At 40.1% G+C, this 14969-nt stretch carries 12 protein-coding genes; 9 read left to right on the top strand and 3 right to left on the bottom strand.

The annotated features are described in order from the left end of the window. The first annotated feature begins 282 nt into the window (after positions 1-282). From H6G77_RS00485 to H6G77_RS00460, 7 genes are all read left to right on the top strand, one after another. A complete protein-coding gene (locus H6G77_RS00485; protein ID WP_190870563.1) occupies positions 283-1320 on the top strand; it encodes a low specificity L-threonine aldolase in 1038 nt (345 codons plus the stop codon). A gap of 54 nt (positions 1321-1374) precedes the next feature. Next, entirely contained in the window at positions 1375-1497 is a 123-nt protein-coding gene (locus H6G77_RS36130) for a hypothetical protein (RefSeq protein ID WP_277877277.1), read from the top strand. 3 nt (positions 1498-1500) lie between these two features. Then, on the top strand, positions 1501-2094 hold the full coding sequence (locus H6G77_RS00480) for a DUF2996 domain-containing protein (RefSeq protein WP_190591496.1): 594 nt from the start codon (positions 1501-1503) through the stop codon (positions 2092-2094). 395 nt (positions 2095-2489) lie between these two features. Further along, on the top strand, positions 2490-2975 hold the full coding sequence (locus H6G77_RS00475) for a hypothetical protein (protein WP_190591497.1): 486 nt from the start codon (positions 2490-2492) through the stop codon (positions 2973-2975). 528 nt (positions 2976-3503) lie between these two features. Then, the gene (locus tag H6G77_RS00470) at positions 3504-6398 is read left to right on the top strand and encodes a filamentous hemagglutinin N-terminal domain-containing protein (protein WP_190870562.1); all 2895 of its coding nucleotides are present in this window, start codon (positions 3504-3506) and stop codon (positions 6396-6398) included. An 81-nt stretch (positions 6399-6479) separates the two neighbouring features. Continuing rightward, positions 6480-7775 carry an adenylosuccinate lyase gene (gene purB, locus H6G77_RS00465; RefSeq protein WP_190591499.1) on the top strand — a complete coding sequence of 432 codons (1296 nt, stop codon included), beginning with the start codon at positions 6480-6482 and terminating at the stop codon, positions 7773-7775. Positions 7776-8081: 306 nt separating this feature from the next. Next, positions 8082-8630 (top strand): DUF4126 domain-containing protein, encoded by a 549-nt coding sequence (locus H6G77_RS00460; RefSeq protein WP_190591500.1) that lies wholly within the window; start codon positions 8082-8084, stop codon positions 8628-8630. A 176-nt stretch (positions 8631-8806) separates the two neighbouring features. Here H6G77_RS00460 and H6G77_RS00455 read toward each other — a convergent pair whose 3' ends face one another. Continuing rightward, positions 8807-9484, bottom strand: a complete 678-nt coding sequence (locus H6G77_RS00455) for a M23 family metallopeptidase (protein ID WP_190591501.1) — start codon at positions 9482-9484, stop codon at positions 8807-8809. A gap of 788 nt (positions 9485-10272) precedes the next feature. Here H6G77_RS00455 and H6G77_RS00450 point away from each other — a divergent pair. Both H6G77_RS00450 and H6G77_RS00445 read left to right on the top strand, forming a co-directional pair. Then, a complete protein-coding gene (locus H6G77_RS00450) occupies positions 10273-10656 on the top strand; it encodes a hypothetical protein (protein ID WP_190870561.1) in 384 nt (127 codons plus the stop codon). A 262-nt stretch (positions 10657-10918) separates the two neighbouring features. After that, positions 10919-11881, top strand: coding sequence for a class I SAM-dependent methyltransferase (locus H6G77_RS00445; RefSeq protein WP_190870560.1), 963 nt, complete (start codon positions 10919-10921; stop codon positions 11879-11881). A gap of 165 nt (positions 11882-12046) precedes the next feature. Here H6G77_RS00445 and H6G77_RS00440 read toward each other — a convergent pair whose 3' ends face one another. Beyond that, the gene (locus H6G77_RS00440; RefSeq protein ID WP_190870559.1) at positions 12047-13414 is read right to left on the bottom strand and encodes a lipid-A-disaccharide synthase; all 1368 of its coding nucleotides are present in this window, start codon (positions 13412-13414) and stop codon (positions 12047-12049) included. Between the two features lie 73 nt (positions 13415-13487). Further along, a complete protein-coding gene (gene gntT, locus H6G77_RS00435; protein ID WP_190672473.1) occupies positions 13488-14846 on the bottom strand; it encodes a guanitoxin biosynthesis MATE family efflux transporter GntT in 1359 nt (452 codons plus the stop codon). Between the last annotated feature and the right edge of the window lie 123 nt (positions 14847-14969).

Raw genomic sequence — 14969 nt, 5'->3', positions numbered from 1 at the left:
AGGCTCTCTAACGCAATTAAGAAATCTAGCTCCAGTAAGACTTTCCTGATTTCTATCTGTCGCATTCTTTTCTTAAATTGGTATTACGTACAAAGATTGGGTATGAGGGTGTGAGGGTGTAAGATTGCTATAGTTAAAGCTAAAAATTACAGCAAATTTCAAGTGAGTGAAGTACACAATTGAGTTTTCAAAACTAGTTATAGAGCCTATTCTCATTCTAATTCTTACTTCTGATTCCTGAGTTCTGCTGTAGATATTGCAGTAATTTTTTATTGAGAAAATATGAGTAATAACGCCGAACAGTTTGCTAGTGATAATTACTCTGGTATTTGTCCAGAAGCACTAGAGTATATGCTTCAAGCTAATATTGGTAGTGCGCCTGCTTATGGGAATGATGAATGGACTCAAAAAGCGGCTGATTATTTTCGGGAATTATTTGAAATTGATTGTGAGATATTTTTTACCTTTAATGGCACATCTGCAAATTCTTTATCTTTAGCAGCATTATGTCAGTCATATCATAGTGTGATTTGTCATGAAACAGCCCATATAGAAACAGATGAATGTGGTGCGCCGGAATTTGCTTCTAACGGTTCTAAACTGCTTCTAGCTCCAGGAGAAAATGGTAAATTAACCGCACAAAGTATCGAAGCGATTGTCACCAAGCGTACAGATATTCATTTCCCTAAACCCAAAGTTATTAGTATTACGCAATCAACAGAATTAGGCACAGTCTATACTATTGATGAACTTTGGCAAATTAAAGAAGTTGCTCAGAAATATCAATTAAAAGTTCACATGGATGGCGCTCGCTTTGCCAATGCTGTTGCGGCAATGAATAAAAGCCCCGCAGAAATGACTTGGAAAAGTGGTGTAGATGTGTTGTGTTTTTGCGGGACAAAAAATGGTATGGCTTTGGGCGAAGCAATTATTTTCTTTAATCGAGCCTTAGCGGAAGATTTTGATTATCGTTGTAAACAAGCAGGACAATTAGCTTCTAAAATGCGGTTTATTTCTGCGCCGTGGTTGGGCTTACTCGAAACAGGTGCGTGGCTCAAAAATGCACGACACGCCAACCAATGTGCAGAATATTTAGAAAATCAACTATTACAAATAGAGGGTGTGGAAATTATGTTACCGAGGGAAGCTAATGCTGTATTTGTCAAATTACCACAGCCAGTTATTCAAAAGTTAAAACAGAGAAATTGGCAATTTTATACATTTATTGGTGTAGGTGGCGTGCGTTTGATGTGTTCTTGGAATACGACTCAAACCAGAATGGATGAATTGATCAGGGATATTCGGGAAGCGATCGCCTAAACTACTAAAAGCACACTTGCTCCCTAGAAATATAGAAAGTTTAACTAGCATCCATTGACTTTTGACTATGGACTATTAACTCTTGATTATCAACTAGCTCTGATATGTCAAAATCAAGATAAATTAGTACACAAAGGTGAGCGATCGCTTTCAAAGCTAGATAAAGGATTGACCTGAGCAATGGCAGACGAAACCAATCACAATCAAGCGGGAGAGGTAGCTCCCAGCACTGTTGACAAACAAGTACCCAGCATCAGTGAACCAGTAGCCACAAATATACCTACTGCCAACGCACCAGACCCCAAAGCAGCTAACCCAAAAGTTAACCCTAATGCTGCTCAAGCCGCCGATGGTGCAGAAAAACCAGCCGCCGCTAAAGCCGCCAAAAAAGAGAAAGCCCCAGCCGTTGAAGATAAGCCGTTTGCAGAGTTTATCCAGCAAGAATACATACCAGCTTTGCAAAAGGCGATCGCGGATGAAGGCGTACAAGATTTACAATTAGCTTTTGCTAAACAAAAACTCCCCATCGCTGGCTTACCTTCCGATGAAGAATACTGGCAAGTTATCGGCAGTTGGCAAAATGGTCAACGTCAATTTAACGTGTATTTTCCCGACGAAGATATTCAAGGGAAAAAAGGTTTTTCCTGCAACGAAGGCAAAAAGACCAGTACCCTTGAATCATTCTTAATTGACGAACGCAAAACTACACTTGATTTGTTGGTATTTGGTTTAGTGCGGCGTTTGAACAGTCAAAAATGGCTCGGCAGAAACTAGATATTGTACAAATATCCACTAAGTAAACTATTGTTAAGAACCAATACTTTGCTTTGATAAAAGAATAATAGCTCAGGCAGTAAGAGGAATAGATTGTGTTTAGCTTTCCTTCTACTTCCTGAGCTTTTTTAATTAATTTTATGCCATCGAAAATTTACTATAGTTCATTTGTTTTAAATTATTTTTATGTAGATAAAATACAAAATTTAACCAGCAAATATCCTGTTTTGGCCGTAGGATAAATTCCAGCCTCAGTTCTATATAAAACCAGTTATACAGAATAACGTGAAATAAGCTAAATATCGTGGATAGTATAGCTGTCAAAATATAGAAGAATTAAATTATTTCGTAACTGATAGGCAAAATTCATTGCGGTTACTCAGGAGTTAGTTGATATGTTGCAAGTTTGGTTAAATCGGCTATGGAAATTATTTTTCATCGTCATTCTATCTATAACCATACTAGTTCCCGGAAATTCTGCATTAGCAGCTAATTTGAACGAAGTGATTCTAGGAAAAATGGTAATTGGAAATAGCATTAGTATGCCGACCCCCATTATCATGGTAGTAGGTACTCTAAGTCAAATACGAGTAACATCCATAAAAAATACAAGTAATCAGCCAGGTGAAGTAACTATTATAGTCCAAGGTGCTAGTGTCCAACAATCCAAGGTTATGTCAATGAAGCCAGGAGATGTGTTACCTCTTAATCTTGATACCTGTTTCGGCAGTACAACAACCGTAAAATTTGATGACGCAGTTACAGATACTCAAACTCAAAAAACACTTTTCTCTGCGAGTTTTGCAAAGCTCACTTCACAGTCAATGAATCTTAGAGGTTACACTATTGATTACCAAATTTCACCCCAAACTTGCCCATAAATTAGACTTTTAAACAAATTCTAATTTATTACTTGGTTTGCCAATGAAAGTCGCAACTACACAAGTAAAATCCAACTGTATGGGTTGAAAGATTTTGATTTTTATTAGTCAGCGTAGGCGGTGAGACAATTGTTGCGTGAGAGATGACCTTCGCAGAGAAATTGTGCTAGAGACTTTGTTTATATAGTGGCAACTTATAGGAGTCATATTTTGATTTAAAAAAATCAGTATACCTACTAACTATATTTTTGCCGTTTTCTGTTACGAGTTCCCTATTCTCTGCTTACACAACTTAAGCTCAGTAATCACATCAGGCTCATAATACTTGCAAAATATTTTTCAGAGCTGATTCGTAAAGAAAATATTAAGGAGACTCAAATCATTACTAGGTCTAAGTTTCAGCGAATAAGTGCTGTATTAACTCAAATTCCTAAAACCCTTACAAGGTAAGTATTTTACTTTAGTTTACAAATTAGCTCTCAAACATCCTCTGAAATACATTAATAATTATCTCAGGCACACAGAAATATGAAAGGCTTCAGATTAAAATCTTGTTTTGTGAGTGGAATAATCTGGTGTTGTCTGACTCCAATAAATGTTACGCAGGCTCAAATTGTTCCTGATACGACACTACCTAAAAATTCTGTTGTTACACCCAATAATATGATATGGGAAATTACGGCAGGTACTGTAGCAGGTAATAACCTTTTTCATAGTTTTAAGCAATTTAATATTCCTGAAATGCACACGGCAGATTTTATAAATCCTAGTGCAAATATTCAGAATATTTTAGTACGGGTAACAGGTGGAAGTCGTTCTGATATTTTCGGAAAAATCAAAACTTCTGTAGTTGGTAGTCCAAACTTATTTTTGCTGAATCCTCATGGAATCTTATTTGGCCCTAATGCTAGTTTAGATGTTGGTGGTTCATTTGTTGCTACTACAGCAAATGCGATCGCATTTGGTAATCAAGGTTTATTCAGTGCTTCTGTCCCCAATAATCCAGCATTACTCACAGTCAATCCTTCAGCTTTTCTATTTAATCAAATTTATAATTCTTCTATTACTAACCAACATACAAATCTATCAGTTAATCCTGGTCAAAGCTTATTATTATTAGGTGGTAATGTCTCTATAGATGGCGGAAATTTGTCTGCTCCAGGTGGGCGAATTGAGTTAGGAGCGGTAGCGGGAGAAGGAACTATAGAATTGAATACTAATAATCAAAATCTATATTTAAGTTATGCTGATAATTTAATAAGAGGCGATATTTCGATTCTTAATGGATCTGCAAATGTGAGGTCTAATGGCAACGGTAATTTGAGCATAAATGCCCATGACTTAAGCATTGTTAAAAGTCAACTAACAGGTGGTCTGATCGGAAATTTCAATCAGGCTGGAGATATTATTATTCAAGCAACAGGAAAAATAAATATTACACAGAGTACGATCACAAATAATCTTGGCACCAGGCGTGATTCCGCAACAGGCAATACTGGCCGTATTTATATTCAAGCTGGATCAGTGTTCTTGAATGATAGTTTCATTAGAAGTGATGTGGGCAGTTTTTCCTCTTCAGCTACAGGCAATACCGAGGGTATTTATATCAAAGCTGGGTCAGCATTCTTAGATAATACCGCATTGAGTGCTAGTAACTTTGGTAGAGGAAGTACTGGTGGAATATTTATAGAGGCAAAAGAATCTGTTTCTATCAGTAATAATAGTTTTATCAATAGTGATATTAATAGTGGTGGTTTTGGCAACACAAGGGGTATTAAGATAATATCTGGTTCTGTTTTCTTAAATGACACTACATTGAATGCCATTAATTCAGGAGAAGGTAATACAAATGGAGTGTCTATAACAGCTAATAATTCTGTTTTGTTAACCAACACTGCCATAAGTACTATTGCTACTCAGGAGAGTATTGGCAATGCTAGTAACCTGAATATCCAAGCTAGAGACATTTTTTCAGATTTCTCCTCTTTAGACTCATCTGCATTCAATGCTGGAGTTTCTGGCAACATAATAATTAATGCTCAAAATATATTCTTGAATAACAGGAGTTTTATTGGAACTCCTGTAGATAGTATGGCTAGTCCTGGACTAATTGATATTAATACTAGAAACCTAACTTTAACGAATGGTGCCGCAATTTCATCTATAACCACCGGCTCACGCAATGGCGGAAACATTCAAATTAATGCAACAGAATCAGTTAAGCTAATCGCATTTTCTCCAGACCCAGACTTCAGATTTTTCTCTTCAGGATTATTTACTGACACGGTAGGTAATGCAATTGGGAAAGCAGGGAATATTGATATTAAAACTCGTAGTTTACAGATAACAGATGGAGCATTAGTAAGTGCTAGTAGTTCTAGCGGGGGTAGGGGGGGTAACATTAATATTATTGCCGATACCGTTGATTTAGTTAGTGGTGGTCAAATTTTAACCAGTGCATCCAATATTGGGAATGCAGGGAACATTACTCTAGAAGCCAAAAATAGGGTGAGTATTAGTGGTAGTGACCCGACTTTTGCAGCACGCGTAGCAGAACTTGGTACTGGCTCAATTGGTAATGACGGTGCTAACAGTGGTTTGTTTGCGCGTGTGCGCGGGACAGAACGCGCCAATGCTGGCGACATCACAGTTAATACTCGTTTTTTAAGGTTAAATAATCGAGGAACAATTACAACGGGGACAAATGCTGGTGAAGGGGGAAATATTAATCTCAATGTGAGAGATGTTGTATTGCTGCGAAATAATAGTAGTATTTCTGCCAATGCTGGTGTTGCGAATGCAGGGGGTAATGGTGGAAACATCAATATCAACACCCAATTTTTAATTGCTATTCCTGGTGAAAATAGCGATATTAGCGCCAATGCTTTTAATGGTAGGGGCGGGAGAGTAGATATTACCGCACAAAGCATTTTCGGGATTACGTCACGCTTCCGAGATACGCAATTTAGCGATATTACTGCTAGTTCTCAACTGGGGATTAATGGAGATGTGACTATTAATACAGTACAAGTTGATCCGATTCAGGGGTTAAGTGAATTATCTACTAGTGTTGTTGATAGTTCAACGTTACTCGCTGCTGATTGTTCACAAGAAAACGAAAATAACAATAGTCAATTTGTGGTAACGGGACGTGGTGGTTTACCTGCTAACCCCTATGAACTTTTGGGTGGTGATGTTTTGTGGTCAGATACTCGGACACGAGAAATGACAGCTAGGCGAAATTTACCCATAAATATTAAATCACCTGCTATGGAAAAAACCGTGGCGATCGCACCTGCTAATGGTTGGCGTTTCAATGGCGCGGGTGAAGTCACCCTGATTTCTCAAGTATCTGGGGCTGAGGAAAATCTTTTAAAGTCCAATCCTTATGCTTGTCCGAAACCAACAACAATGAAGAATTGAGTCGTGTCACCTATCACCTTCTTATTGTCTATCGATGCTGATTAGCATGTAGAATATGACAGTTGTATTCTGCCGCGAACGTTGATTGAGCGTTATACCTTGCCCGAAATGGGCAACCTGTGGACTGAATTTTATAAGTTCAAAACCTGGCTTCAGGTAGAGATTGCAGCTTGCGAAGCCCAAGCTGAATTAGGTTACATTCCCTCTGGTGCAGTTGAGGAAATCAAAGCCAAGGCTAATTTTGAGCCGAAACGGATTCTGGAAATTGAAGCAGAAGTCCGTCATGATGTCATCGCTTTCTTGACAAACGTCAACGAATATGTAGGTGAGGCTGGACGTTATATTCACTTAGGTCTAACTAGTTCCGATGTACTAGATACGGCTTTAGCATTGCAACTAGTCGCCAGCTTGGATGTGATATCCCAAAGACTGGCAGATTTGATTGAGGTAATTCGCCAAAAGGCGCGGGAACACAAAAATACCGTGATGATTGGCCGATCGCATGGTATCCACGCCGAACCGATTACCTTTGGTTTTAAGTTAGCTGGCTGGTTAGCAGAAGTATTGCGCCATCAAGAACGTCTCAAAATTCTGCGGGAAACTATTGCAGTGGGTAAGATTTCCGGTGCGGTGGGAACTTACGCCAACATTGAACCCCGTGTAGAAGCGATCGCCTGTGAAAAACTGGGACTCAAACCAGACACAGCTTCCACCCAAGTAATTTCCCGCGATCGCCACGCCGACTATGTACAGCAATTGGCATTACTCGCCGCATCCATTGAACGTTTTGCCGTCGAAATTCGCAACCTGCAAAAAACAGACGTTCTGGAAGTAGAAGAATTTTTCGCCAAAGGGCAGAAAGGTTCCAGTGCGATGCCCCACAAACGCAATCCCATTCGTTCCGAACGATTAACCGGGATGGCGCGTTTAGTCAGAAGTCATGCGGGTGCAACTTTAGAAAACGTCGCTTTGTGGCATGAACGGGATATTTCCCACAGTTCTGTAGAACGGGTAGTGTTGCCAGATGCGTGTATTTTAACGCACTTCATGTTGATAGAAATCACTGACTTAGTAAAAAATCTGCTGGTGTATCCAGAGAACATGGCGCGAAATCTCAACTGTTATGGCGGTGTAGTCTTTAGTCAAAGAGTACTACTCACCTTAGTAGACAAAGGTTTAAACCGCGAAGAAGCTTATGCGATCGTGCAGCAAAGCGCCCATACTGCTTGGAATAAGCCAGACGGTAATTTTCACGATTTGATTAGCCAAGATCCACGAGTCACAGCAAAACTCTCCCCCGCAGAAATTGAAAAGTGTTTTGATCCTCAACACCATCTCCAACATTTAGAAGAAATTTACCAGCGTTTGGATATTTAGTTTCTGGCAACAAATACAGGGATTTAGGGTTGTGAATTGGTGTTAGTCCGCCCAGGCGGACTTTGTTTTTATCATTCTCAGTACTGAGTGCTGAGTAAGAAGAAAGAGGAAGGAAGTACTTCTGCACTATAGTAAAAGCCCCGCCCCTTGCGATGCACTGAGCTTGTCGAAGTGTGGGCAGTCTTTTAACTCAGCACTCTTCATTTTTGCCTTGTTTTACTAGTACTAAATTATTTCTCTATGTGCTGTAATTTTGATCAACACTGGGTAGTATAAATAACAAATACTTATTTAGCAATTGCCCTCATGGTTGAAATACTTGCCATGCTTTCTGCTTCTGCGGCAGCAGGATTAAGAATAGGCATACCTCTATTAATTATCGGACTGTTGCAGGGCAGCAACTTGTGGTCGCAGACACCGATTTTATCTCACATTTCCCCCAAGATTTTGTTGTGCTTAATTACCAGTTGGTCATTACTGGAATTTTTTGGCAGCAAAAAATTGCTGGGACAAAGAGTAATACAGGTAGTTGAACTATTGTTATCTCCAATAGTGGGGGCAATTATGGGTTTAGCCGTTGCTTCGGCTACAGATACACCCGACTGGTTGATTGCTTTAACGGGTGGATTATTAGCTTTAGTATTACAACTGGTGCAGATTGGTTGGTTTTATCGCCTACGTGGCTTACCTTTGTGGGCGGCTTTTCTGCAAGATACTCTCTGCATTGCCTTAGTTTTGTTTGCCTTTGATGCACCGTGGCAAGGGGGAATAATTGCTTTAGTACTGTTGTGGTTTGCGGTGCGTAGTGCTAAACAATGGTACGACTGGCGTTATCAAAAGAACGATATTTATTAATGACGTAGACTTTCAATGTCATAATCCCCAATAATATGAGTGCTATACCAAACTTCAGATACCCGACATCTTAAAAGATGTCGCTTTGATTTTTCCACTCTTCAGATGTACGGAGCCACTTTTTACCTTACACTGATACAGCCAGAGCGATCGCATCACCAATTCTCAAAAGTCTTTTAATAACCAGAGTCGCGCTGATTTTTGGACTCTTGAATGACAATTCTTGATTCTCTGCTGGCAATTTGTTGCTGAGTAAACATTTCTCTTAGCACCAATGCAGGGTCTACATAGTTATTGGCATATTTCAAACCCCAGTGGAGGTGCGGCCCGGTGGTACGTCCTGTCATCCCTACACGACCAATTCTGACTCCGGTGGGAATGACTTGACCTTCCCAAATTAAAATTCCGCCAGCCCTATCTATTAAATAGCGGCGACCATCAGCAGTTTCGACATGGCCTTCTAGATGACAGTAGGTATGTTCCCACTCACCAGATTTTATAACGATGTGAGTCCCACAAGCGGTGCGATCGCCTACTTTAACTACTTTACCTACCCACCAATTCCGAATATAACTACCCTGTGGCGCGGCTATATCTAAGCCTCCGTGAAATTCCCAATTCGCCCCACCAGTCGCAGAACGGCGATAACCAAAGGGTGATGTGTATGCTTGAAAGTTTTCTACAGGGAAAGAAGCCGCTAACCAACCATTGTTTCTGGCGGCTGTTCTTGGTTGCACTTCTCTGGCTGTAACTGTTTCGACATTTGAGCCTAAAGTGCTAACACCAACAACGCTCAAACCCAATACTAATAATGTTGCTCCAGAAAGCAATAATTGATTTGGTCTTTGACCCATTATTTGATTCCTTATTATCACAGTATTATCTATATTTTTTTGAAAATTTAGCTATTTCTAGCCTTTAGTTATTACAAGAAAATTCAATTTTTAAATTGGATTTTTTTATACTATCTATTCATGCGATAACATAATTTTGTATAATTATTTTTCTAATATTGCTGGGATATTCAAGATGTTAGCTCTTGAATTGCACTGTTTATGTTATCAGAGTTTGCGATTAAAAAAATAGTTGGAATTTATCATTTTGCAGATTTTTTAATTGATAAATATAATTTTTACAATATGCGCTTAGTTGCAGTATCATCAAAAATGGCAGTTTAGATTTATGGCAAATCTAGCCATACTTATGTATATACTTAAGTAATGCCCAAGAATCAGGAATTTTAGAGAGACACGGGAGACAAGCTACGGTGTACACACAAATATTCGTGTGGTGCAGATGTCCCGCCTCGGAATGAATTCCGAGTCTCATAGCGCAAGTCATCTGAAGATGACTCAACAAGAAAATCATTCCAGTCCACTTGAGTGGACTTTGGCTATGAGCCTGGAACTTTAGTTCTAGGCGGGATGCGTTTCATACTGCCTATTTTCGACTTGTGTGTACACAGTAGGGTAGACACGGGAGACAAGGTAGATAGAGGCTGAGTGTTTCCCCTGTGTTGTGAACGGGGACTTTCTGCCCTAGATAGTTGAAATAGTGCAAGCATTTATGCTTAAAATTGCTGAATAGGTCGATGGAGCTTGAAAAAAGGCCAAGATGACCATTCGCAGGACGCACCCAAGCCATGTTGACTGATATATTGCCTTTCTCGTTTGAAATTGATACCGTTGCGATCGCTGGCGCTAGTCTGTGGTCTTTAGCAATGTACTTAGGTTTTTTCCCCTGTAGTGAATGGGTAATTGAGCAGTTGAACCGTTGGTTTAATTTTGCCGAGCGATCGCTATACACTAGCCAGACAGAATTTGAAAAGACTCGTAAAGCCAGAGAATCCCAAAACGCTTTTTACGCCTCATTATTTAGCATTGTGCCGTTTTTGGGGATAGGTGCTTTATTTAACTGGGGTGTAGAACTCAGCTTAGGTCGCAGTTGGGCAATTAGTATGGGGATACTGGCTTGTATTGGTTCTGGGATTTATGAACTAGGGCGACGGGATGGCCAGTCAGATTAATTTTTAGCTCATTTCTTTAGTCAAGCTTAAAAATCGAACCGTTAATTTGGGAAATTTGGTATTTTCAATTGGTGCTTGAGAATTCTGACTTTGATGGGAATCTCAGGAAGTTTATCTATGTCACTCATCCGGCTTGAACACAGAATTGGCAATTGTGCGATCGCAGCCTAATTTTGTCTCTTAACTATGCTTGTTGAGAAAATTATTCTCGACTAAAAGCAGTAAAAGCTGGATAAATTCAAATATGAGATGAGAATACTAAATGAACAAAATAACGGTCAACGATATGAAATCTATTTCATTTCCCCAGGGAGATTATGTATCACCAGGGCTGGAGACTGTTCAGCCAGATTTATGTTTCCCTAACATGGTTCTAGGAAATAAATATGATTCTTCCTGGCTATATTTACGACGAGATATTCCTCATAACTGGTATGTTGATCAGCGTCGGTCTGATGTGGGATTTGTCAGCCGCGATGAAGCGCATATTCTCTACAACACCGCTTTAAAATTTCAAGGTAAAAAGGCTTTAGAAATAGGCTGTTGGATGGGTTGGTCAGCTTGTCATTTAGCTTTAGGTGGAGTAGAACTAGATGTCATTGATCCGATGTTATCTGAACAATTATTTTATGAAAGTGTGACAGATTCACTCAAGCAAGCAGGTGTGAAAGAATCTGTGAATCTCATCCCCGGATATAGCCCGCAAACAGTAGCAGAAACAGCTAATAAATTACAACGAAAATGGTCATTAATATTTATTGATGGTCATCACGAAGCGCCAGCACCACTTGATGATGCAATCATTTGTGAACAATTTGCTGAAGCAGATGCTCTCATTTTATTTCATGATTTGACTGCTCCTGATGTCGGCAAAGGATTAGACTATTTAAAAGCTAAAGGTTGGCAGACAATGGTTTATCAAACTATGCAAATTATGGGAGTTGCATGGCGGGGAAATGTTGAGCCTGTAATGCACCAGCCAGATAATACAATTAATTGGCGCTTACCACCACATTTGCAATCTTATAATGTTAGTGGTGTAGCTCAAACTAAAACAACAGATAAATTTTCAATTTTGTTACAAATAATTCAACCATATACTTTATTGAGTGAAACAAAATTATTTTCTTTGTACAGTCAAGCTCAACAAGTATATGATTATCTTTTCTGGCTACCAAAAATATTGAAACAAACACTTTCTCGAAGAAAAATTTTTCCTAGTTAAATCATAAGAGTGCATCTAATTTCAGCACATAGCCCTCAGACTGAATTCTGGGGCTATACAAACTAAACCCGCACTTCGACAAGCTCAGTGACCTCCTGCGCGGGTTCTAATAACATTTCTAAAATCCAAAATTGTGTGACTCCTGAATTCTGGCTTCTGAATTCTTCATTCAATTTCCTCACAGACAATTTGAGCGATTTTTTCGGCTGCGCCACTTTCGCCGCGAACTTGTCTTAGTTTGTTACGCATCTCCTGTAACTTTTCGGGATAAGTTAACAATTCTAAGACCATTTCGCCAACTTCTTGTGCTTGGAGTTTCCCCACTAATTCTGGAACAATTTCTGACTGCGCCCAGATATTTGGCCAAGCTAATAAACCCTTGCGTCGTAAAAATAGCCAGTTAATTAATTTGGCAAATGTTGTTCCTACTCCTGGTAAATTTGCTAATAATCCTGGTAAACCATCCCAAGAACGCATAGCATCAAGCTGTTGAGTCGGCAATAACACAATCATTGGTACACCTAAAGAACCAAGTTCGGCTGTGTTTGCGCCGACTGTAGTTAAGCAGATACTACATTGGGACAAGATGCTGTATGCGGGATTTTCTTGGTGTAATTCAACGTTTAATCCTTGGTTGGTTTTTAGTAGTGGATACTCATAATTTTGTTCTGGAATTATTAAAGAACCGCCAGAAAATTTAAAAGTTTCCACAAAAGAATTTTTTTGAGGATCGGCAAAGCTGGCTAAGGTTTGTAAATCTAAAGTTGGTGCAACCGGAAGAATAAACTTGGTCTGGGGCTGTTTGGTGTGGATGTATTCAGCAATAGCTAACATCAAGGGGACTCCTTGGGTGAGTTTTGCAGCTTTTGAACCGGGGAGAATACCGATAATGAGGGAGTGGGGAGTGGGGAGTGGAGAGTGGGGAGTGGGGAGTGGAGAGTGGGGAGTGGGGAGTGGGGAGTGGGGAGTGGGGAGTGGAGAGTGGGGAGTGGAGAGTGGAGAGTGGGGAGTGGGGAGTGGAGAGTGGGGAGTGGGAATTAGGGAGTTTTGGGCTTCTAGCATTAAGTCGCCGACGACTGTGAATTTATGGGCGTATTTGGGGGAGACTTTTTGGGCGACTTGTGATTTCATTACACCGAAGCGGTCGATTAAATTATGCCAACGGGCTTCCCATTCGGCGTAGACTACGGTGCGATATTTGAGTTTTTTGCCAATGATTACCGGGAAAATTTGATCCCCACCGAGGAAAACGACAACGCCGCGAGTTCTCCATTCCCAATTGTCAGAGGTTTTTCCCCAGAGTAAAAATTGCCAAAAATGTTCTACTCCCTGAACTCGATCAACTTCTGGGTAGGATAGTGCGATCGCTGCTTCTTTACCACTAGCATTAGGACAAGGTGATAACACTACAGAAATTCTGACTAAAGAACGGTCATCTCCTAGTTGTTGGCGTAATGCTTTGACAACTGGACGCACCCAGGTTGTAACTTCTCCAGGGCCATTAGAAAGAATGAGAATATCTACTGGAGTCATGATTTATGGCAAAAGTCCAAAGGCAAAAGGAAAAAATATTAGTGGTATGTGTGAGTGCAATTCTCTACTTCAACTAACTAGATGGTAGGGGTTGTTGATTTTCGAGTGTTGGGCTACCAAGTGTCCGGGGTATTTGGACTGCTAAGACTGTGAGATTAATTGCCATATAAGCTACCAGCGACATCCACAGTAAGGAGTTATTGTGAATATACCAAGCTGCGATCGCTACAGGCACAAAGCCACAGCTAAAAGCAATTAAAACTGCATTACGTAAGGTTGCACCTTCTTTTAAACCAATGAAATAACCTTCTAACATAAAGGCAATGGCGGTCAATCCCAACAATGGCAGTAACCAAATTGTATAAGTACTGATATGTTTGTTGACTTCGGCGTGATTAGTTAATAGCCCAAATACTGTATCGGGAAACAGCACTGAAACAACAGCAAAACCCAAAGCAATCACTAAACTGGTCAATACAGAAACAGTCAGTAATGCTGTCATTTGTTCTTTGGCACCTTTGCTATAAAAGTTACCAGTCAAGGTTTGAGTTGTCATTCCCACACCTTGGACTGTGAACTGACTTAATAAAGCAATTTGTAATAGCAAACCGTTCTCGGCTAAGATTTCCGTTCCCATTGCTGCACTCAAGTTGGTGAAGATAGCATAAGTGGAAATCAGCACGACAAAGCGGATGAGAATATTACTTTTCAGCGCCACCGTATCTTTGAGAGCCACCCAATCAAACACTTCTTGGAAAGCGGCGGGTAATGTTTGCCAGGGAATAGTAAAGCAGGCATAGATAATGCCTGTTAATAATGCTAGATATTGACTAATGGCTGTGGCTAGTCCAGCCCCCATACTTTCCCAACCCCAAAGCGAAATCATCAAATAGTCCAACACCACATTCGAGCCATTACCAATTACCGACATGGCAAGGACAACGCTATTCTTTTCTTGTCCCATAAACCAGCCAATAAAGACAAAATTCAGCAAGACGGCTGGCGCTCCCCAAATTCTGGCTTGGAAATAATCAGCCCCAGCAATTTCAATTTCTGGGGAACCGCTCAGAATCGTAAAGCCAATTTTTTGTAAGGGGTATTGTAACAACAGAATTAATAAGCCAATTCCCAAGGCTATTAAGCCACTGCGTATCCCTGCCAAGAGTACGGCTTTGTGGTCATCGAGTCCAACCGCTTGTGCAGTCAGCGCATTGACACTAGAACGTAGAAATTTCAACACCCGGTAAAGGTAGTCAAAAATAATTGTGGCTAAAATAACTCCCGCCAAGTGACGGATATCTGCCAAGTGTCCTAAAAAGGCAATATCCACCAAACCAGCTAAGGGAACCATCATGTTAGATAGCATACTAATGCTGGCCAGTTTGTAAAAGCGAGGCAGGAAGTTGTACTTAGTTGAGACCGCAATTGTCATAGATTGTTGTCTGTACTGGAATTTATCTTCCAGTCTGTACTATTTCATGGAGAAATGACATATCATATCGTTTCTGATGAAAGAATGTTCCTTGATTAAAGTGCCTCAGATCCCCGACTTCTT

Origin of the sequence: Aulosira sp. FACHB-615, assembly GCF_014698045.1 — a bacterium.
Lineage (GTDB): Bacteria > Cyanobacteriota > Cyanobacteriia > Cyanobacteriales > Nostocaceae > Nostoc_B.
Note: the sequence above shows the minus strand (reverse complement) of the source record. Positions and strands in the feature narration are given on the sequence as shown.

Bases quoted from the DNA above. Each gene is read 5' to 3' on its own strand.
- H6G77_RS00485 (WP_190870563.1), top strand. From the start codon at position 283: ATGAGTAATAACGCCGAACAGTTTGCTAGTGATAATTACTCTGGTATT.
- H6G77_RS00480 (WP_190591496.1), top strand. From the start codon at position 1,501: ATGGCAGACGAAACCAATCACAATCAAGCGGGAGAGGTAGCTCCCAGC.
- H6G77_RS00475 (WP_190591497.1), top strand. From the start codon at position 2,490: ATGTTGCAAGTTTGGTTAAATCGGCTATGGAAATTATTTTTCATCGTC.
- H6G77_RS00470 (WP_190870562.1), top strand. From the start codon at position 3,504: ATGAAAGGCTTCAGATTAAAATCTTGTTTTGTGAGTGGAATAATCTGG.
- H6G77_RS00460 (WP_190591500.1), top strand. From the start codon at position 8,082: ATGGTTGAAATACTTGCCATGCTTTCTGCTTCTGCGGCAGCAGGATTA.
- H6G77_RS00455 (WP_190591501.1), bottom strand. From the start codon at position 9,484: ATGGGTCAAAGACCAAATCAATTATTGCTTTCTGGAGCAACATTATTA.
- H6G77_RS00450 (WP_190870561.1), top strand. From the start codon at position 10,273: ATGTTGACTGATATATTGCCTTTCTCGTTTGAAATTGATACCGTTGCG.
- H6G77_RS00445 (WP_190870560.1), top strand. From the start codon at position 10,919: ATGAACAAAATAACGGTCAACGATATGAAATCTATTTCATTTCCCCAG.
- H6G77_RS00440 (WP_190870559.1), bottom strand. From the start codon at position 13,414: ATGACTCCAGTAGATATTCTCATTCTTTCTAATGGCCCTGGAGAAGTT.
- gntT (WP_190672473.1), bottom strand. From the start codon at position 14,846: ATGACAATTGCGGTCTCAACTAAGTACAACTTCCTGCCTCGCTTTTAC.